18 protein-coding genes are annotated in these 17,867 nt (G+C 71.7%); 7 read left to right on the top strand and 11 right to left on the bottom strand.

From position 1 onward, the window contains the following. Nucleotides 1–30: 30 nt before the first annotated feature. The gene (locus ABZS40_RS18310; protein ID WP_354944396.1) at nucleotides 31–648 is read right to left on the bottom strand and encodes a pyridoxamine 5'-phosphate oxidase family protein; all 618 of its coding nucleotides are present in this window, start codon (nucleotides 646–648) and stop codon (nucleotides 31–33) included. Between the two features lie 165 nt (nucleotides 649–813). Between ABZS40_RS18310 and ABZS40_RS18305 the strand changes: the two genes are divergently transcribed. From ABZS40_RS18305 to ABZS40_RS18295, 3 genes are read left to right on the top strand one after another with little or no spacing between them, the layout of a single operon-like run. Further along, nucleotides 814–1,317: a DUF2231 domain-containing protein gene (locus ABZS40_RS18305; RefSeq protein ID WP_354944395.1), complete on the top strand. Its 504-nt coding sequence runs from the start codon at nucleotides 814–816 to the stop codon at nucleotides 1,315–1,317. Further along, the gene (locus ABZS40_RS18300; protein WP_238681905.1) at nucleotides 1,317–1,868 is read left to right on the top strand and encodes an Hsp20/alpha crystallin family protein; all 552 of its coding nucleotides are present in this window, start codon (nucleotides 1,317–1,319) and stop codon (nucleotides 1,866–1,868) included. Before ABZS40_RS18305 ends, ABZS40_RS18300 begins: the two co-directional genes overlap by 1 nt. A gap of 8 nt (nucleotides 1,869–1,876) precedes the next feature. Further along, on the top strand, nucleotides 1,877–2,983 hold the full coding sequence (locus ABZS40_RS18295) for a glycosyltransferase family 9 protein (protein ID WP_354944394.1): 1,107 nt from the start codon (nucleotides 1,877–1,879) through the stop codon (nucleotides 2,981–2,983). Between the two features lies 1 nt (nucleotide 2,984). On the opposite strand, the gene ABZS40_RS18290 is transcribed toward ABZS40_RS18295, so the two are convergent. Beyond that, a complete protein-coding gene (locus ABZS40_RS18290) occupies nucleotides 2,985–3,863 on the bottom strand; it encodes a glycosyltransferase (protein ID WP_354944393.1) in 879 nt (292 codons plus the stop codon). After that, entirely contained in the window at nucleotides 3,860–5,695 is a 1,836-nt protein-coding gene (gene rfaE2 / locus ABZS40_RS18285; RefSeq protein WP_354944392.1) for a D-glycero-beta-D-manno-heptose 1-phosphate adenylyltransferase, read from the bottom strand. The genes ABZS40_RS18290 and rfaE2 overlap by 4 nt, the downstream gene beginning before the upstream one ends. A 181-nt stretch (nucleotides 5,696–5,876) precedes the next feature. On the opposite strand from rfaE2, the gene ABZS40_RS18280 reads away from it, so the two are divergent. Next, nucleotides 5,877–6,431 (top strand): type 1 glutamine amidotransferase domain-containing protein, encoded by a 555-nt coding sequence (locus ABZS40_RS18280; RefSeq protein ID WP_354944391.1) that lies wholly within the window; start codon nucleotides 5,877–5,879, stop codon nucleotides 6,429–6,431. A 150-nt stretch (nucleotides 6,432–6,581) separates the two neighbouring features. Then, a complete protein-coding gene (locus ABZS40_RS18275; protein ID WP_354944390.1) occupies nucleotides 6,582–8,258 on the top strand; it encodes an MDR family MFS transporter in 1,677 nt (558 codons plus the stop codon). Between the two features lie 64 nt (nucleotides 8,259–8,322). Here the strand turns inward: ABZS40_RS18275 and ABZS40_RS18270 are convergent, their stop codons facing one another. Further along, nucleotides 8,323–8,955 (bottom strand): TetR/AcrR family transcriptional regulator, encoded by a 633-nt coding sequence (locus ABZS40_RS18270; RefSeq protein WP_354944389.1) that lies wholly within the window; start codon nucleotides 8,953–8,955, stop codon nucleotides 8,323–8,325. Between the two features lie 125 nt (nucleotides 8,956–9,080). Here ABZS40_RS18270 and ABZS40_RS18265 point away from each other — a divergent pair, with 125 nt between their 5' ends. Continuing rightward, on the top strand, nucleotides 9,081–10,115 hold the full coding sequence (locus ABZS40_RS18265) for an aldo/keto reductase (protein WP_354944388.1): 1,035 nt from the start codon (nucleotides 9,081–9,083) through the stop codon (nucleotides 10,113–10,115). A gap of 35 nt (nucleotides 10,116–10,150) precedes the next feature. Here ABZS40_RS18265 and ABZS40_RS18260 read toward each other — a convergent pair whose 3' ends face one another. Beyond that, nucleotides 10,151–10,642: an NUDIX domain-containing protein gene (locus ABZS40_RS18260; RefSeq protein ID WP_030334282.1), complete on the bottom strand. Its 492-nt coding sequence runs from the start codon at nucleotides 10,640–10,642 to the stop codon at nucleotides 10,151–10,153. A 71-nt stretch (nucleotides 10,643–10,713) separates the two neighbouring features. Between ABZS40_RS18260 and ABZS40_RS18255 the strand changes: the two genes are divergently transcribed. Further along, complete coding sequence (locus tag ABZS40_RS18255) at nucleotides 10,714–12,348, top strand: fatty acid--CoA ligase (protein ID WP_354944463.1); 1,635 nt, start codon at nucleotides 10,714–10,716, stop codon at nucleotides 12,346–12,348. Nucleotides 12,349–12,531: 183 nt separating this feature from the next. Here the strand turns inward: ABZS40_RS18255 and ABZS40_RS18250 are convergent, their stop codons facing one another. The 6 genes from ABZS40_RS18250 to ABZS40_RS18225 all read right to left on the bottom strand — a co-directional run bounded on the left by ABZS40_RS18250 (nucleotide 12,532) and on the right by ABZS40_RS18225 (nucleotide 17,835). Next, nucleotides 12,532–13,542, bottom strand: a complete 1,011-nt coding sequence (locus ABZS40_RS18250; protein WP_354944387.1) for an NADPH:quinone reductase — start codon at nucleotides 13,540–13,542, stop codon at nucleotides 12,532–12,534. Between the two features lie 28 nt (nucleotides 13,543–13,570). After that, nucleotides 13,571–14,224 (bottom strand): HAD family phosphatase, encoded by a 654-nt coding sequence (locus ABZS40_RS18245; protein WP_354944386.1) that lies wholly within the window; start codon nucleotides 14,222–14,224, stop codon nucleotides 13,571–13,573. Nucleotides 14,225–14,256: 32 nt separating this feature from the next. After that, the gene (locus ABZS40_RS18240) at nucleotides 14,257–15,084 is read right to left on the bottom strand and encodes a hypothetical protein (RefSeq protein WP_354944462.1); all 828 of its coding nucleotides are present in this window, start codon (nucleotides 15,082–15,084) and stop codon (nucleotides 14,257–14,259) included. 192 nt (nucleotides 15,085–15,276) lie between these two features. Further along, nucleotides 15,277–15,948: an FKBP-type peptidyl-prolyl cis-trans isomerase gene (locus ABZS40_RS18235; RefSeq protein ID WP_354944385.1), complete on the bottom strand. Its 672-nt coding sequence runs from the start codon at nucleotides 15,946–15,948 to the stop codon at nucleotides 15,277–15,279. A 146-nt stretch (nucleotides 15,949–16,094) separates the two neighbouring features. Further along, on the bottom strand, nucleotides 16,095–16,733 hold the full coding sequence (locus ABZS40_RS18230) for a DUF4241 domain-containing protein (protein ID WP_354944384.1): 639 nt from the start codon (nucleotides 16,731–16,733) through the stop codon (nucleotides 16,095–16,097). A gap of 73 nt (nucleotides 16,734–16,806) precedes the next feature. Beyond that, the gene (locus ABZS40_RS18225) at nucleotides 16,807–17,835 is read right to left on the bottom strand and encodes a Ku protein (protein WP_354944383.1); all 1,029 of its coding nucleotides are present in this window, start codon (nucleotides 17,833–17,835) and stop codon (nucleotides 16,807–16,809) included. Between the last annotated feature and the right edge of the window lie 32 nt (nucleotides 17,836–17,867).

Genomic DNA, 17,867 nt, shown 5'->3' with positions numbered 1-17,867 from the left:
CCCTCGGTGAGTGAAGGTTGACGGAGTCGATCAGACGTAGATCTTCGTGACGTACGCCGGACCGTAGTGCCGTTCCAGGTCTTCGAGGCTCTCCGTCGGGGCCTCGACCTCCTTGATCAGGCGTGCCCGGGACGGCAGTGCCTCGGGCTGCCAGGTCTCCGGCCGCCACAGCGCGGACCGCAGGAACGCCTTCGCGCAGTGGTAGAAGATCTGCTCGATCTCCACCACCACGGCGAGCACCGGCCGGTGCCCCTTGACCACCATGTCGTCGAACCAGGGCGCGTCGCTGACCAGGCGGGCCCGCCCGTTGATCCGCAGCGTGTCGGTCCGCCCGGGGATCAGGAAGAGCAACCCGACATGCGGGTTGTCGAGGATGTTGCGGTAGCCGTCGGCCCGCTTGTTGCCAGGCCGCTCGGGCAGCGCGATGGTCGTGTCGTCCAGCACCAGGGCGAAACCGGCCGGGTCGCCCTTGGGCGAGACGTCGCAGCTGCCGTCCGCGCCGGCCGTGGCCATCAGACAGAACGGCGAGGCGGCGAGCCACTCGCGGTCCCGTTCGTGCAGCCGGGCGCGTTCCTTGTTGGCGGCCCGCGCGTTCGGCACGCCGAGCAGCTCGCGCAACTCCTCGTGCGAGGTGATCTCCACCGTCACGTTGGTCCTCCCTCAGCCGTTGACCCGGTGGCGGCACCACCGTCGTCAGCCTAGGCCGCCGTGACCAGCGCGAGGTTTGTGCCTGGTTGCCGGGGGTACGGCCTCACCCGACGCGCTCGCCGCAGCAGACCGTTCCGCAGGACGCCGACCAGTGGAGGCCGGGAGATGGAGAGCCGACTCAAGGTGCTGGGTCACCCAGTCCATCCGATGCTGGTGATGTTCCCGGTCGCGCTGCTGGCCACGGCGGTGCTGTTCGACGTGGTGGACACCGTCGGCGGTCCCGACTTCCTCGGCGAGGTCGCGTACTGGAACATCACCGTCGGCCTGATCGGCGGTCTGCTCGCCGCGGCTGCCGGCTCTTTCGACCTGCTGGCGATCCCGACCGGCACCCGCGCCAAGCGCGTGGGTCTGCTGCACGCGGGCGCCAACGTCGCGGTGATCCTGCTCTTCGCCGCCGTGTGGGCGGTGCGGCTCAACGCGGATTCCAGGGCCGCCGGTGGGGCGCTGGTCGCCATCGAGGTGGTCGCGCTGGCGATTCTCGGCATCAGCGCCTGGCTCGGTGGTGAACTGGTCGACCGGCTCGGTGTGGGCGTCGACCCCGACGCCGGCCTGGACGCGCCCAGCTCACTACGGCCGACGACGGCCACCCAGCGGATCGGAGAGGTGTGATGAGCGAGCAGCAGTTTGGCGGCTTCGGCCGGGGATGGCGCGGTAACCGGCAGCAGGGCTGGGACCCGATGGGGGAGTTGCAGTCGCTGCGCTCCGAGTTGAGTCGCCTGGTCGGTGGTCGCGGCGGGGCGTCCGACGTCGAGTTGACCGAGACCTCGGACGGCTGGGAGGTCGTCGTCCGGCTGCCCGGAGTGGCGCCGGAGGAGGTGGCCGTCGAGTTGGACGACCGCGAGTTGTGCGTGCGGGCTCGCTCGGAGGCAGAGGTCAACGCCGACCAGGGCATCCCCGGCGGCTTCGAGACGCGCGGCTTCGAGTACCGGGTCAACCTGCCGGCGCGGGTCGACCCGGACACCATCGACGCGCTGATGGACCATGGCCTGCTCCGGGTCCGGCTGCCGCGGGCGACCCGGCCCGCGCCGCGCACCATCACCGTCGGCCGCACCGGGCCGCGCTCCGGCGACCTCTCCACGGGTACGCCGATGCCAGCCGATCCCGCCGCGGACCGGGAGCTGCACCGCCCGGACACCGCTGGCGAGATCGACCGGCCGTAGCGGGCCGGGTGGTCACCCCGTCCGTGCTCGGCCCGACCGCCGAGCGCCTTCCCGACGTGCGGCGGATCGCCGTGCTGCGCGCCAACGCGCTCGGTGACTTCATCTTCGCCCTGCCGGCGCTGGAGGCGTTGCGCAGCACGTACACCTCGGCGGAGATCGTGCTGCTCGGTGCGCCGTGGCACGCGAAGCTCTGGCGCGACCGGCCCGGCCCGGTGGACCGGGTGCTGGTGGTGCCGCCGGCAGCAGGCATCCGCACGCCGGAGCCGGGCGAGCCGGAGTCGTCGATCGACGACTTCGTGGCCGCTGCCGCCGGTGCGGAATTCGACCTGGCGGTGCAGATTCACGGCGGGGGTGCCAACTCCAACCCGCTGATCAGTCGGCTCGGTGCCCGGTTGACTGTGGGTCTGCGCGCCGACGACGCGCCGCCGCTGGACCGGTGGCTGCGCTACGTCTACTACCAGCACGAGGTGATCCGCTATCTGGAGGTGGTGGCGCTGGCGGGAGCGCCGGCCACCACCATCACGCCGACGCTGGCGGTGACCGACGCCGACCGCGCCGAGGCCGCCCAGGTGCTCGGCCCGGCGGGCCGTCCCCGGGTGGCGTTGCATCCGGGTGCCACCGACACCCGCCGCCGCTGGCCCGCCGAGCGCTTCGCCGAGGTGGCCCGTGCGCTGCACGAGGACGGCTACGAGGTGCTGGTCACCGGCACGCCCTCCGAGCAGGAGGTGGTGGACCGGGTCGTCGCTGCGGCGCAGGTGCCGGTGCGACCGCAGGTGGGCACCCTCAGCCTGGGTGGGTTGGTGGGCTGCTACGCCGACTGCGCGTTGGTCGTCTCGAACGACACCGGCCCGCTGCACCTGGCCGCCGCGGTGGGCACGCCCACTGTGGGGATCTTCTGGGTCGGCAACCTGATCAACGGGGCCAGCCCGCTGCGGGGCCGGCACCGGCCGATCAGCTCGTGGACGGTGCACTGCCCGGTCTGCGGTGTCGACTGCACACCGGGCATCTACCCGCACCGGCCCGGCGACGGTGAGTGCCCGCACCGGGACTCGTTCGTGAGCGACGTACCGGTGGTCGAGGTGCTGGAAGCCGCCCGGGATTTGCTCACCCGGTAGTTCAGGCCGGCTGCGGGGTGTCCTCCTCGGTGAGGACGACCTCCCACGCCTCCACGTCCCGGTCGGTGACAGTGGTGGGGGACTCCAGGTGATACGCGCCGCTGGGCAGGATGCCCGCGCCGCCGTGGCGGGACAACACGGCGAGCTGCGCGGCAACGTCCTCGCCCTGGTGCTTCTCCTGCACCCGACGCCAGAAGTCGAAGCCACCGGCGTCGACGAGCTTGGCCCGGTCGTAGAGCACGCACCCGCCTATCCAGGAGACCTTGTACGCCCGCCACGCGCCCGGCGGCAGCGCCAACTGCTCGGTGATGTGCAGCAGATTCGCGGCCGAATGGATCCGGGCCCGGTTCCACTCCGGGGTGCCGGGTCGGATCCGCTCCGGTGTGGGCGGGCCGGCCCACTCCTCGTAGTGGCCGTGCGATTCCGGCCGTACGTCATCGGTGTACGAGAGCCCGTGCACGCCGTTGCCGACGAACCCGCAGCCCAGCTCACCGATCGCGGTGACCAGTCGGTGCAGCGCACCGGCTTCCAGCCAGATGTCGTCGTCGAGGCTGAGGACGTACCGGGCCGCCGAGGCGGCGAGCAGGTACGCCCGGTGTTCGGCCAATCCCCGTCGGGGCAGCCGGCGGGTCAGCAGCACCGGGTGACCCCGGTGACGCAGTGCCCGGACCATGGTGGCCGCGGCGGGATGCGTGTACGCCGGATCCCCGTCGGACTGGTCGCTGACGACCACGCCGAAGCCGGGTACCCCGTCCTGGGCGGCGAGCCCGCCCAGGGTGACGGCCAACTCGGCGGGCCGGTTCCGGGTCGGGATCAGCACGTCGACCAGCCGATCGGCGCGGAACTCCTCCGGGGTGCCGAGGTCGAGGGGGCGGTTCACGACGCCTGGGTGCTGGTGCGCAGCGACGTGTCCGGCTCCCGGTCGTCGAGGTGTGGCGACGGGTCCTGGCTGTGCGACCGGATCCGCTCGATGATCGCGGAGGTGGACCGGTCCGGCACGTACCCCAGGGTGCGCACCTGGCCGCCCAGCCGGCGCACCAGCGGCGCCTCCGGCACCAGCTCCGGTGGATAGTCGCCGCCCTTGACGTACACGTCCGGTCGGACCGCCTCGATCAGCGCGGCCGGTGAATCCTCCTCGAAGACCACCACGTGGTCCACGCAGGCGAGCGCGGCGAGCAGGGCACTCCGGTCCTCGACCGGGTTGACCGGCCGGTCCGGGCCCTTCAGCCGTCGTACGCTGCCGTCCGAGTTGACCGCCACGATGAGCAGGTCGCCCAACGCGCGGGCCTGCTCCAGGTAGCGCACATGCCCGCGATGCAGCACGTCGAAGCAGCCGTTGGTGAAGACCACCGACCGGCCCGCCTCGCGGTACTCGGCGACGATCGCGTCCAACTCGTCGCCGCCGACCAGCGCGGGGTGGCTCGTGGTGTCGGTCGGCTGGTCCAGCGCGGCGAGCAGGTCGTCCCGTCGGCACACGCAGGTGCCGGTGTCCGAGACGGTGATGGTGGCCGCCAGTTGGGCGAGTTGCGCGGCGGTGGGCAGGGGTGCGTCGGCGGCCAGGGCCAGTGTCATCGCCGCCAGGTACGCGTCGCCGGCGCCCACTGCGTGGCTCGCCGGCACCGGGGTGCTGTGGCTTCGTCGCGGCTCCCCGTCGGCGCCGCCGACCACAGCGCCCTCGGTGTCCAGGGTCACCGCGACCACGTCGGCGCCGGTGTGCGCACGCAGTTCGGCCAGCCGCGACTCGGCAAGGACGGCCCGGTCGACGCCCTCCCCGGCCCGGGTGTTCACTGTGACGCCGGTGCCGGTGACGCTGAGCCCGTCGCCGGTGAGGGCCACCCGTCCCTCGCCCGGTGTGGGCTCGCCGACCGGTCCCGGGCGGTCGGCCCGGGCCGCCTCGGCCGCCGTGTCGTCGGCGCGTACCGCGCCCGGGGCCGCGCCGACGGTCATCTCCGAGGGCCCGTCGACCGGGTCGCCGTCCGGGTGTTCCAAGTGCAGTTCGGTCCCGCCGGCCGGTCGGGTCGTACCGCCCGCGCGGGCCAACAGACGGGTCGCCTCGGCGAAGCTGGGGGTGACCACTGTCGGCGCGAGGCCCCGCCAGTCGGCCAGGTCGTGGGCGTCCAGCGCGACTGTGGCGTACCGCTGGCGGTTCTCGACCAGCCACGCGCGGACCGGCGCGGGCAGCGCGCCCAGGCCGTAGTCGCAGACCACAAGGGTCGGCGCCTCCCCACCGGCGGCGGCGCGCAACTCCTCGGTGGCGCAGCTCAGGGCGGTGAGCAGCCGGGTCACCCCGTCGTGGTCCAGGGCGTCCTCCGGGTCGCCGGAGTCCTCACGCAGCAGGATCTGGTTGCCGGCCAACATTCGCCGCTTGACCGGGGTGGGTCGCCCAGGCTGGTTGACTGTGCGGTCCCAGACGCTCGCGCGGTCCAGGCAGTCGTGCAGTTCGTCCCCGGCGACGTCCGCGCCGACCGGTGCCACCAGCACCGCCCGTCCACCGAGGGCGGCGACGTTGACGGCGGTGTTCGCGGCCCCGCCGGCGGCGGAGATCCGCCGGCGCAGGGTGAGGACCGGTGCGGGCGCTTCCCGGCAGAGCCGGTCGGAGTCGGCGAACCGCCATTCGTCCAACATGGCGTCACCGACGATCAGCACTGGGCGTCCGAGCCAGCTCTCCACGACGGTGGCGAACCGGCGCTGTTCCGCTGCTGCTCCTGCCATGCCTCCCGGGGTCCCCAGCGGCCTGGGGGACAAACCTGCGCGCCGACCGGTCCCGCCGTTGGCCAGGCGACCTTCGACGGCTCCTGACCGGTCCTCACCGGTCCGGACCGGTCCGACCTGTTTCGGGCGTTCGAGGGCGGGAAGGGGATTGAGGTACCCCCCGGAAAGGAGATGTACCGAGATGGCAGCGACACTGCAGGGCAAGCGGATCGCCTTCCTGGCCGCCGACGGCGTCGAGGAGGTCGAGTACGTCCAACCACGCGAGGCGGTCGAGAACGCCGGCGCGACGGCCGAGCTGGTCTCGCTGAAGCCCGGTTCCATCCAGTCCTTCAACCACCTGGACCACTCCGAGACGTACGACGTGGACGTGACCGTCGACGAGGCCGACGCCGCCGGCTACGACGCGTTGGTGCTGCCCGGAGGGGTGGCGAACCCGGACTTCCTGCGAGGCGACCCGGACGCGGTGCGGTTCGTGAAGGCGTTCTTCGACGCGGGCAAGCCCGTCGGGGTGATCTGTCACGGCCCGTGGACGCTGATCGAGGCGGACGTGGTGCGCGGCCGGCGGATCACCTCCTGGCCCACTCTGCGGACCGACCTGACCAACGCCGGAGCCACCTGGGTGGACGAGGAGTGCGTCACCGACGGCAACCTGACCAGCAGCCGCAAACCCGACGACCTCCCCGCCTTCTGCCAAGAGATCACCAAAACCTTCACCACCACCCCCACCACTCCCTAACCCCCACCCCCTGTTGATCATGAAGTTATTGCCACCCCGCGCGGCGTGTCGTGGTAACAACTTCATGATCAACGCTGTCGGGGAGGGGCTGCGCGGGTGGTTTTTTGGTGGTTCGGCGCATGTTCTGCTGCTCGCGGGATAGAAGGGCACATGACCACCGAAGCCTCAGATGCGCCGGTGCTGAACCGTCAGCAGATCCGGCTGCTCATGTTCGGCCTGATGACCGGCATGCTGCTGGCCGCACTCGACCAGACCATCGTTGGTACGGCGCTGCCGACCATCGTGGGCGAGTTGGGCGGAATCAACCACTACTCCTGGGTGGTCACCGCATACCTGCTCGCCTCGACCGCGTCGACGCCGCTCTACGGCAAGATGGCCGACCTGTACGGGCGTCGGCCGGTCTTCCTCTTCTCGATCGGCACGTTCCTGCTCGGGTCGTTGCTGGCCGGGCTGTCGCAGAACATGACCCAGCTGATCGTCACCCGGGGTATCCAGGGTCTCGGCGCCGGTGGTCTGTTGACGCTCGCGTTCACCATCATCTCGGACGTGGTGTCACCCCGGGAGCGGGGCCGCTACCAGGGGCTGTTCGGCGCGGTCTTCGGGATCTCGTCGGTCGCCGGGCCGCTGGTGGGCGGTTACTTCGCGGAGACCGACTGGCGGTGGATCTTCTACATCAACGTGCCGCTGGCGATCCTGGCGATCGTCGTCTGCTACCACGTGATGCGGTTGATCCCGTTCGAACGTCGGGACCACTCGATCGACTGGCTCGGCGCCGGCCTGCTGGTGGCCGGGGTGAGTTCCCTGCTGCTCGCGCTGAGCTGGGGCGGCAACGAGTACGCCTGGGGCTCCGGCGTGATCATCACGCTCTTCGTGGTCGGTGCGGTGCTGGGGGTGCTCTTCGTCCTCCAGGAGGCCCGGGTGGCCGAGCCGATCCTGCCGCTGCGGCTGTTCCGGAGCGCCACCTTCGCGTTGGCCAACTCGGCCCTGCTCATCATCGGTCTGGTGATGTTCGGTTCGATCATCTTCATCCCGCTGTACCTGCAGATCGTGAAGGGCGCCTCGCCGACCCGAAGCGGTCTGCTGATGCTGCCGATGATGGCCGGCATCATCATCACCTCGATCCTGACCGGCCGCGCGATGACCCGGATCGGCCGGTACAAGTGGTTCCCGGTGGCCGGTTCGGTGACCCTGCTGGTCGGCATGTTCCTCTTCACCCAGTTGGAGGTGGCCACCTCGCTCTGGGTCGCGTTCGGGTTCATGGTGGTGATCGGCGTCGGGTTGGGTCTGTGTATGCAGTCGCTGATCCTGGCGGTACAGAACGCGGTCTCGGTACGCGACCTGGGTGCTGGCACCTCCTCGGCGACCTTCTTCCGGTCGCTGGGCGGTTCGTTCGGGGTGGCGATCCTCGGCACGGTGCTGTCGTCCCGGCTGACCGGCGGGCTGGCCGACCGGTTGCCCGGCGCGATCGCGCAGCTGCCGCCACAGGAGCAGGCCGCCGTGGCGGCGAGTGGCGGCGCCAACATCTCGATCAACGACCCGGCCACCATCCTGGCCCTGCCGGGGCCGGTACGCGCGGCCATCCAGGGCGCCTTCGTCGACGCGCTGGACATGGTCTTCCTGACCGCGGGCCTGATCGCGATCGTGGCGGTGGTGGTCACAGTGGCGCTGCCCAACACGCAGCTGCGGGGTGCCGGCCCGCAGGGTGCCACCGGTGGCGCCGACCCGCTCGGCGGGGAGGCCCCGGCTCCGGGCGGCAAGCCGTTGACCCGTGAGTCCAAGGACGAGGCCGCCGCCGACATGGAGGCCAAGTCCCAGACGATGATCTGAGTGTCCCGACACCGACCGCCCCGGACCGCTCCGGGGCGGTCGGCGTCAGCGGGGCCACAGGTGGTCAGGCGGGGCGGCGGTAGGCGCCGTACCACCAGGTCGCGGCCAACTCCCGGGCGGCCGCCGCGTCGGTCCCGGGGTCGGCCGAGGTCGTGCTGACGTGGTCGGCGAGGAAGCGGTCGCCGCCGATCACGATCAGCCGGCTGGCCGCCGTCACGTCCAGGTCGGCGGGGGTACGCCCGGCCCGCTGCTCGATCCGGAGCGCGTCCACGGTGCGGGCCACGAACTGCTCCAGCCCGCCCGCCCAGTACTCCCGGACCGCCTCGTCGTAGGCGGCGACCTCGCTGACCGCGGCCAGCACCGGGGCGTACGTCCGGTATGTCCGGATCACGTCGGCGAAGACCTCGGTGAGCCGGGCGAGCGGGTCGCCGGTGCCGCCCGGGTCCCAGTCGCCGGTGCGGTCGAACGAACTCTCCCGCATGGTGCCGGCGAGGCGCATGAGCAGCTCGGTCTTGTCCCGGAAGTGGGTGTAGAAGGTCGACCGCGCCACGCCGGCCTCGGTGGCGATGCGCTGTACGCCGAGGTCGGTGAAGCGGATCCCCTCCTTCAGGAGCCGTTCGGTGGCCGCCAGCACCCGCGCTTCGACTGCCGCGCGCCCGTCGGGGTTGCGCGGGCGGCGGCGGGTGATCGAGGGCATAGCCGGAATCCTAGGTGGCCGGGGGTCGGGTGGGCGACGTACGCTCGTTGCCGGACACAGTGTCCGACATAGTGACCACGGAGTGCCTGACCTCGGCCTCCGACCCACCACGAGGAGCAACACACGTGAAGTACCGACTGCTGGGCACCACCGGGGTGTACGTCTCGGAGATCTCGCTCGGCGCGATGACCTTCGGCGGCAGTGGGCACCCGCTCTGGGGCACCCTGGGTGGGCTGGCGCTGCCCGAGGTGCAGCGGCTGGTGGACACCGCGCTGGACGCGGGCGTCAACTTCGTCGACACCGCCGACGGCTACAGCGACGGCGAGAGCGAGGAACTGCTCGGCAAGGCGCTCGGCAAGCGGCGTCGCGACGTCGTCCTGGCGACGAAGGTGCACTCCCGGACGGGCCCCGGCCCGAACGACGTCGGCACCTCCCGGCTGCACATCATGCAGAACCTGGAGGACAGCCTGCGCCGGCTGGGCACCGATCACATCGACCTGTATCAGATCCACAACTTCGACCACATCACTCCCATGGAGGAGATGCTGCGGGCGCTCGACGACGCGGTCCGGCAGGGCAAGATCCGCTACATCGGCGCCGCCAACTTCGCCGCCTGGCAGATCTCCAAGGCGCTGGGCATCTCCGCCCGGGAGAAGCTGGCCGGGTTCGTCTCGGTGCAGGAGTACTACTCCCTGCTGGGCCGGGACGTGGAGCGCGACGTGGTGCCGATGGCGCTCGACGAGGGTGTCGGGGTGACCGTGTGGAGCCCGCTCGCCGGTGGTTTCCTCTCCGGCAAGGTCAGCCGGGACGGCGCCGTCGCCGACAGTGGCGCGCGTAGCGCCCAGCCCGGTTACGCCAGCTTCACCCCGTTCGACCCCGAGCACGCCTTCGGGGTGGTCGACGTGCTCAAGGGCGTCGCCGAGCGGCACGAGGTCAGCCCGGCCCGGGTGGCTGTCGCCTGGTTGCTGTCCCGGCCGGCGGTGACCAGCGTGATCGTCGGTGCCCGCAAGCACGAGCAGTTGGTCGACAACATCGCCGCCTCGGACCTCACCCTGACCGCGGAGGATCTCGCCGAGCTGGACGAGGTCACCAGAATGCCTGTCGCGTACCCGAACTGGATCCAGGAAGGGTTCTTCGCCGGGCTCCGCCTGCCGCAGTGAGGCACGACCCCGGGGCCGGTGGCCCCGGGGCCGCCCTACTTGAGGATGAGCCGGTTGGTCTGCTCGAAGACGTCCAGGTCGGCCAGGGTCTCGATGACCGAGGTGGAGAGTGGGGCGGGGAACCGGTCGCGGGCGAAGAAGCCGGCGTCGGTGGTCTCGTCGGTGACCCGGGCCAACTGCCCGTCCCACTCCTCCACCTTGAACGCGGTGGTGAAGACCTGGTACGTGTGGCCGTACATGTTGGTGCTCGTCCGGTCCGGGCCGGTGTAGAGGGCGAACGCGCAGACCCGCAGCGCGCGCAGCCCGGTCTCCTCACGGACCTCGCGTACCGCGCAGTCGGCGATCGACTCGCCCAGTTCCATCGCGCCGGCCGGCATGGCCCACTGGCCGTTGTCCGAGCGTTTGATCAGCAGGATGCGTCCGGCGTCGTCGTTGACCACGGCTCGGGCGCCGACGAACATCAGCGTCCGGTCCCCGGCGAGCGCGCGCAACTGCCCCACGTACGAGTCGGCCCAGGAGATGCTCACCTGCGACAACTTACGGGGGTTCCCAACGTGTGACCGCCGACACTAGCTTGTTACCCATGCGTAGCACGATGATGGACGCCCCTCTGCAGATCTCCCGGATCCTCGACCACGGTGCACTGGTGCACGGCGCGGCCGAGGTGGTCACCTGGACGGGCGCCGAACCCCGCCGGATGACGTACGCCGAGGTGGGCCGGGCCGCCGCCCGGCTGGCACACGGGCTGCGCGACGAGTGTGGGGTGACCGGCGACGAGCGGGTCGCCACCTTCATGTGGAACAACAACGAGCACCTGGTCGCCTACTTCGCGGTGCCGAGCATGGGCGCGGTGCTGCACACGCTCAACATCCGGCTCTTCCCCGACCAGGTCGTCTACATCGCCAACCACGCCGAGGACCGGGTGGTGCTCGTCGACAGCACGCTCATCCCCTTGCTGGCCCGGGTGATCGGTGAGCTGACCACGGTGCGGCACGTCGTGGTGGTCGGCGGCGGCGACCCGGCGCCGCTGGTGGCGGCGGCCGGCGACCGGATCACAGTGCACCACTGGGACGCGTTGCTCGCCGACCGGCCCGACACGTTCGACTGGCCCGAGGTCGACGAGCGCGACGCCGCCGCGCTCTGCTACACCTCGGGCACCACCGGCAACCCGAAGGGCGTGGCCTACTCGCACCGGTCGATCTACCTGCACTCGTTGCAGGTCTGCATGCCGGAGGGTTTCGGTCTCGGGCCGACCGACCGCGAGTTGGCCATCGTGCCGATGTTCCACGCCATGTCCTGGGGCCTGCCGTACGCGGCCTTCCTCTCCGGCGCGTCGCTGATCATGCCGGACCGGTTCCTCCAGGCCGCGCCGATCGCCGAGATGATCGCCGCCGAGCGGCCCACACTGGCCGGCGCGGTGCCGACCATCTGGACCGACCTGCTGGCCTACCTGGACACCCACGACGTGGACACCTCCTCGCTCGGTGAGGTGATCGTCGGCGGCTCGGCGTGCCCGCCGGCGCTGATGCACGCCTTCGACGAGCGGCACGGAATCGACGTCATCCACGCCTGGGGGATGACCGAGATGTCTCCGCTGGGGTCGGTCTCGCGTCCGCCCGCCGGTGCGACCGGCGAGCAGGCCTGGCGCTACCGCTACACCCAGGGGCGGGTGCCGGCGGGCGTGCAGGCGCGGATCGTCGGCCCATCCGGCGACCCGATGCCCGCCGACGGCACGGCAGTGGGTGAGCTGGAGGTCCGTGGGCCGTGGGTGACCGCCCGGTACGTCGGTGACGACGCCCCGGACGAGGAGAAGTTCCGCGACGGCTGGCTGCGTACCGGCGACGTGGGCACCCTCTCGCCGGACGGGTACATCAACCTGACCGACCGCGCCAAGGACGTGATCAAGTCCGGTGGTGAGTGGATCTCGTCGGTGGAGTTGGAGAACGCGCTGATGGCCCACCCGGCGGTGCTGGAGGCGTGCGTGGTGGGGGTCCCGGACGAGCGATGGGACGAACGTCCGCTGGCCACAGTGGTGGTCCGGGAGGGCGCTTCGGTGACCGCCGAGGAGTTGCGGGACTTCCTGGCCGGGTCGGTGGCGCGCTGGCAGTTGCCCGAGCGCTGGGCGTTCATCGACACGGTGCCGAAGACCAGCGTCGGCAAGTTCGACAAGAAGGTCGTCCGTTCGCGGTACGCCGAGGGTGAGCTGAGTGTCCGGGAGCTGACAGCCCCGTAACGTTTTCCCCGGCACTGTCGCCTGTTGGGGCGGGAGTACTCCTGATCCCTCCCCAGGGGCGGCCCCGGCGTTCGCACCGCGCCGGGGCCGCCCGCTCCACACGGGGTGACCCGCACCGTCATTGTTGCGAAAGTTGTTCGCCTTTGTCCTGCTGACGGGGAAATCGAGTGGTCAGCGACCCGATCAGGCGTCGCTGGTGGTGATGAGCACCTTGCCCACCGTCGAGTCCTCCACCGCCTGGTGCGCGGCTGCCGCCTCGGCCAGCGGGTAGTGGTGAAGCGGCAGGCCGGCGTCCGCGCCGACCCGGATGCCGCCCTGGCTGGCCGCCGCCGCCACGTCCCTCACGCCCTGCGCCTTGGCCGCCCTCGGCTCGGTGTAGACCAGCACGAACTGCCAGCGGGCGTTCGGCGCCATCATCGCCCGGATCGGGATGCTCACCTCGTCCCCGCCGTTGTCGGCGTACATGCAGACCGCGCCGCCGTGCCGCAGCACCCGTGCGTCGACCGAGGCGTTGCGGGCGGGGGAGACCTCCACGATCGTGTGCACCCCGTCGGGGGCGATCTTGTGGACCTCCTCGACCACGTCCTGCTCCCGGTAGTTGATCACGAAGGAGGCGCCGGCCGAGGCAGCGAGCTGCGCCTTCTCCGCGCTGCTCACAGTGGCGATCACCGTGGCGTCGGCCCAGCGGGCGAGTTGGATCGCTGCGTTGCCGACAGCGCCCGCGCCGCCCTGCACCAGCACCGTGTGATCCGCCAGCGCGCCGGCCCGCAGCGTGTCCGGCATGAACTCGCCAGCGGTCAGGCAGCGGTGCGCGGTGAGGAACGGGATGCCCAGGGCTGCGCCCAGCTCGAACGGAGCGGGGCCGAGGCGTACCGCCTGCCGGACCGGCACCAGTGTGTACTCCGCCGTCGTGCCCCACTGTCGCTGCCAGGCGGCCTCCCAGACCCACACCCGCTCACCGATCAGGTCGGGGTCGACCCCCTCGCCGACCGCTTCGACCACCCCCGCGCCGTCCTGCCCGGGGATCTGCCACCCGTTCGGCGGGGCGTTGCGGCGGGACTTCCAGTCGGTCGGGTTCACCCCGGAGACCGCCATCCGCACCAGCACCTCGCCCGCGCCGGGCTCCGGCACCGGCCGGTCGACCAGTTCGAGCACCGAAGGGTCGCCGTTGCGCTCGTACACGATGGCCTTCATCCGTGGTCTCTACCCGGCTCGACCCCTGTCAACCCAGCTCGTCCACGAGCTCGGGGGTCAGCTCACCGATCGCGTTCAGCGTCACGGCGGCCAGCCCGGCGGCGTCCGGATCGAGCGGGTACGAGCCGTGCGGCACCGCCACCACCCGCATCCCCGCCGCCGCGGCGGAGCGCACCCCGTTGGACGAGTCCTCCACCGCCACACAGCGGGTCGGGTCGACGCCGAGGCGCTGCGCCACGCTCAGGTACACGTCCGGTGCGGGCTTGCCGCGCTCGGTCTGCTCGGTGGAGAGGGTCGCGCCGAACGCGTCGGTCAGGCCGGTCGCCGCCAGCGCAGCCTCGATCAGCCGGGTCGGCGACGAACTGGCCAACCCGAGCGGCCACCGCGCGGCCAGCCGGCGAACGACCTGGTCGGCGCCGTCGATGAGGGGTACGTGCTCCCGGTAGCGTCGGGTCATCTCCTCGACCACCTCGACGGCGACCTGCTCGGCGGTGCGGTCGACGCCCAGCTCTGCGCTGAGGTAGTCGGCCCACTCGCCGGTGCTCATCCCCATCAGCCGACGTTGCGTGTCCGGCTGCCACGTCCCGCCGTGCGCCGCCACGTACGCCCGGCGCACCTCCTCCCACACCGGCTCGGAATCCACGATCACGCCGTCCAGGTCGAAGACCACCGCATCAGTCACGGGCCCATCCTGCCCGACCGGCAGGTGCCCGGTCAGCTGGGCAACGCGGGCAGACCGAGCGGGCTGCCCTCGGGGAGCAGGGTGTGGCCGGACCGGGCGATCGGCTCCAGCAGCTCCCGGAGCCGGTCCGTGTCGTGGGCGCCGAGCGCCTGCCACGGGTGCGCGGCGGCCCGGTCGGTGGCGTCCTCGATGGCCTGGAACTCGGCCCGGGCGTGCTCGGTGGCCGCACCGTCCCCGGTGAGCCAACCCCGCTCGGTGAGCCGCTCACGGGCGGCCTGCCACTGCTCCTCGGACCAGCCCCGTCCCAGTAGGTACTGCGGCGACGAACCGTCCAGCGCGACCCGCCCGGTCAGCGTCTCCACCGGGTCCAGGCCGGCGGCCACCAGCGCGGCCACGTGCCCGTCCCCCCGGTGCTCGCGCAGCGTCGTGGCGGCCTGCCAGAGCCGCGCCAGCGGGTACTCGCCGGCCGGGAGGGCCGCGTTGGCGGCACCGAGCACCCGGCCGGCAGTGTGCGCCGCCGCGGCGGCCCGCCCCAGCAGGTCGGCGGCCTCCACCAGGTGCGACTCCGGAAGCTCGTAGGTCAGCTCGGCGAGCGCCTGCACGGCACCGGTCAGACGGGCGCGCAGCGCCTCCTGCGGGGTGGCCAACCGCCACACCGCCGGCAGCGCGCGGGCCACCATCGGCGGCGCGAAGTTGAAGAAGGCGGCGATCACCGGGGCCGCCTCGGCGGCTCCCAGCGGCGCGGCACGGCCGGCGAAGTAACCGCGCCAGTAACCGCGCAGCCCGACCGCCTCGTACGCGGCCCGGGCCCGGGGGTGGAGGTAGGTGACAGTGTGCACCGGCTCGAAGTACGCCCACATCGACCGGGCGGTCCGCCCAGGCTCGTCCAGCGCCGTCACATGCACCTCCGCGTCCCGGTTCCGGATGCTGCTCACCCCGGGCGGCGAACCGCCCGGGGTGACGCCGAACCTACTGCCGCTGGGTGACGGGCCGGAAGCCCCATGTGAACAACTCCATCGCGTCCCGGCGACAACTGGGACGACCCGGACAGGTCACTGGGCGGCGAGCACGTCCACCACGAAGCGCAGCGGACCGGTCGGACGTCCACCGGCGGCGGCCTCGTCGTTGCCGTACGCCAGCTCGCCCGGGATGTCGAGCTGCACCCGGCTGCCCACGGTGACCCCGACCAGACCCTGGTCCCAGCCGGGAATGACCTGGCCGACGCCGATCGGGAAGGTGGCCGGCTGCCCGGCCTTCCAGGAGGAGTCGAACTCCTTGCCGTCCTTGAAGAACACCCCCACGTAGTTGGTGGTGATGTTCTGGCCCTTCTGCACGGCCGGGCCCTTGCCCTTGATCAGCGGGGTGACAGTGAGCTTCTTGAGGTCGCCAGTGCCCGGCGTCACCGCCGGCTTGGTGCCCAGCGCCGGGTCGGCGCCCTCGGGCAGCTGCGGAGCGGGGGGTGCGCCGGCCTCGTCGGGGGCCGGGGCGGAGGCGGACGGGGTCGCGTCGGCCTGGGTCTTGGGCTTGTCGTCGCCCCCGCCGATCGTCACGAAGACGCCGATCAGCACCGCGACCACGGCGACGGCGGCAAGGCCGCTGGCCCACGCGTTGCGCTTGCGCCTCGCGTCGGCGGCCTTCTTCTCCGCCAACTGGGCGGCCAGGCGGCGCCCCGACTTGGTTGCCGGGCTCTGGTCCGGGCCCGTCTGCTGCGTCCGCTCGCTCACGTCGTCGACTCCCTGCTGCGAAGTGTGGCCGGCACCCGGTGCCGGGGGGAAAGCCGACGCACACGGTACCCGCACCGCGGCCTACCGTGCCCGCCGCGGACGCCTCGGATCGCCCAGCGCGACACTTCCGGAGCTTTCCCGGGCGGTTATTCCGGGACGACCATGAAGTCGGTCACGAACGAGGTGACCCGGCCGTCGGCGGCACGGCCGATCCAGGTGCCGTAGCAGCCGTCGCCCCAACCCGTGGACACGGTGACGACGTTGGCGCCGGTGGCCTCGTCCAGCACGGCGGTGATCAGCCCCGGGACCGGGGACGGGGGCAGCTCGGCCGGGATGAAGACCTCCTCGACCCGGTCGGAGTCCCAGCCCTCCAGGACGGCGAGCGCCGTCGGGTCGGCGAAGGTGCCGACCCCGGCGTCCACGCCGTAGCCGAAGTAGTCGTCGGCGCCGAGCGTGGCGACGTTCTGGTCGCCCGCGACGGCCGGCTCCCAGCGGATCGTCGGCTCAGCCGAGACGACCAGCTCCAGCGCTGCGACGCGGCGGTCCACCTCGGCGTCCTCGCGGAGCACCACCGCCACCCAGGCGCGGGCGGGATGCCGCCCCGGCGGCACTGGAACAGTGAACGGCTCGGCCTCCGGGCAGACCAGCGGGTCACACCCGACCACGCTGCCGGTTGGCAACACGATGTCGCCCACCGGGTGAACCTCGATCAGGTATCCGCCGTGCTGGTCGGTGAAGCGGGCGCCGGGCGTCAGTAACCGGTCCAGATCAGGGGTGTACGGCATGAGGGCTCCTCCGGTCGCCAGCGGCCGGCGGAGCGTACCCGGCGAGGCGGACACCGCCGCCGCTGCCGTACGGTCAGGCGCTCTTGCGGGGTGCGGTCTTGCGCGCGGCGGTCTTCTTCGCCGGCTCCGCCTTCTTGGCGGCGGTCTTCTTGGCGGCGGTCTTCTTCGCCGGCTCGGCCGCCTTCTTCTCGGCCGTCTTCTTCGCCGTGGTCTTCTTCGCTGGTGCCTTGGCCGCCTTCTTCTCGGCTGCCTTCTGCGCCGACCGCGCCGACGAGATGGGCGTCGGCTCGCCGCCACCACCCCCGCCACGGGCCGGCTGCTCGCCGCGAGCCGCCTTGGCGCGCTCCACCGAGGCCTTCAACGCCGCCATCAGGTCCACCGCCGCGGCCGGGGCCTCCTCGACCTCCTCCGGCTGGACGACCTCCCGACCCTCCACCTTGGCGTCGATGACCTCCTGCAACGCGGCCCGGTAGTCGTCGGTGAAGACGTCCGGCTCGAACTCGCCGGTCATCGAGTCGATCAGGGAGCTGGCCATGGCCAGCTCCGGCGGGCGCACCTTGAGGTCCTCGTCGAGGAAACCGAAGTCCGGGGTACGGATCTCGTCCGGCCAGAGCATGGTGTTGAGCAGCAGCACACCCTCGCGGACCCGCAGCGTGGCCAGCTGCTCCCGCTGGCGCAGCGCCACCTTGACGATTGCCACCCGCTCCGAGTCGATGAGCGCGTCGCGCAGCAGCACGTACGGCTTGGTCGCCGCGCCCTCCGGCTCCAGAAAGTACGCCTTGTTGTAGAGGATCGGGTCGACCTGCTCGGCCGGCACGAACTCCAGCACGTCGATGGCGCGGGAGCTGGTCAACGGCAGGTCGGCGAAGTCCTCGTCGGTGAGAATCACCATTTCGCCGCCGCCGATGTCGTAGCCCTTGGCGATGTCGTCGTAGGTGACCTCTTCGCCGCAGACCGAGCAGGTGCGCTTGTAGCGGATCCGACCGCCGTCCTCGCGGTGCACCTGGTGGAACCGAATGTCCTTCTCCTCGGTCGCGGAGTAGAGCTTCACCCCGATCGAGACGAGCCCGAACGACACGGCTCCCTTCCAGATGGCACGCATCCTGCGCTCCCTTCCCCGGTATCGACCATGCT

The organism is Micromonospora sp. NPDC005324 (assembly GCF_040607155.1).
Lineage (GTDB): Bacteria > Actinomycetota > Actinomycetes > Mycobacteriales > Micromonosporaceae > Micromonospora > Micromonospora trifolii.
Note: the sequence above shows the minus strand (reverse complement) of the source record. Positions and strands in the feature narration are given on the sequence as shown.

Excerpts from the sequence above, each read along its gene's own strand:
- ABZS40_RS18305 (WP_354944395.1), top strand. The coding sequence starts at position 814 with ATGGAGAGCCGACTCAAGGTGCTGGGTCACCCAGTCCATCCGATGCTG.
- ABZS40_RS18300 (WP_238681905.1), top strand. The coding sequence starts at position 1,317 with ATGAGCGAGCAGCAGTTTGGCGGCTTCGGCCGGGGATGGCGCGGTAAC.
- rfaE2 (WP_354944392.1), bottom strand. The coding sequence starts at position 5,695 with ATGGCAGGAGCAGCAGCGGAACAGCGCCGGTTCGCCACCGTCGTGGAG.
- ABZS40_RS18280 (WP_354944391.1), top strand. The coding sequence starts at position 5,877 with ATGGCAGCGACACTGCAGGGCAAGCGGATCGCCTTCCTGGCCGCCGAC.
- ABZS40_RS18275 (WP_354944390.1), top strand. The coding sequence starts at position 6,582 with ATGACCACCGAAGCCTCAGATGCGCCGGTGCTGAACCGTCAGCAGATC.
- ABZS40_RS18270 (WP_354944389.1), bottom strand. The coding sequence starts at position 8,955 with ATGCCCTCGATCACCCGCCGCCGCCCGCGCAACCCCGACGGGCGCGCG.
- ABZS40_RS18255 (WP_354944463.1), top strand. The coding sequence starts at position 10,714 with ATGGACGCCCCTCTGCAGATCTCCCGGATCCTCGACCACGGTGCACTG.
- ABZS40_RS18250 (WP_354944387.1), bottom strand. The coding sequence starts at position 13,542 with ATGAAGGCCATCGTGTACGAGCGCAACGGCGACCCTTCGGTGCTCGAA.
- ABZS40_RS18240 (WP_354944462.1), bottom strand. The coding sequence starts at position 15,084 with ATGTGGGCGTACTTCGAGCCGGTGCACACTGTCACCTACCTCCACCCC.
- ABZS40_RS18230 (WP_354944384.1), bottom strand. The coding sequence starts at position 16,733 with ATGCCGTACACCCCTGATCTGGACCGGTTACTGACGCCCGGCGCCCGC.
- ABZS40_RS18225 (WP_354944383.1), bottom strand. The coding sequence starts at position 17,835 with ATGCGTGCCATCTGGAAGGGAGCCGTGTCGTTCGGGCTCGTCTCGATC.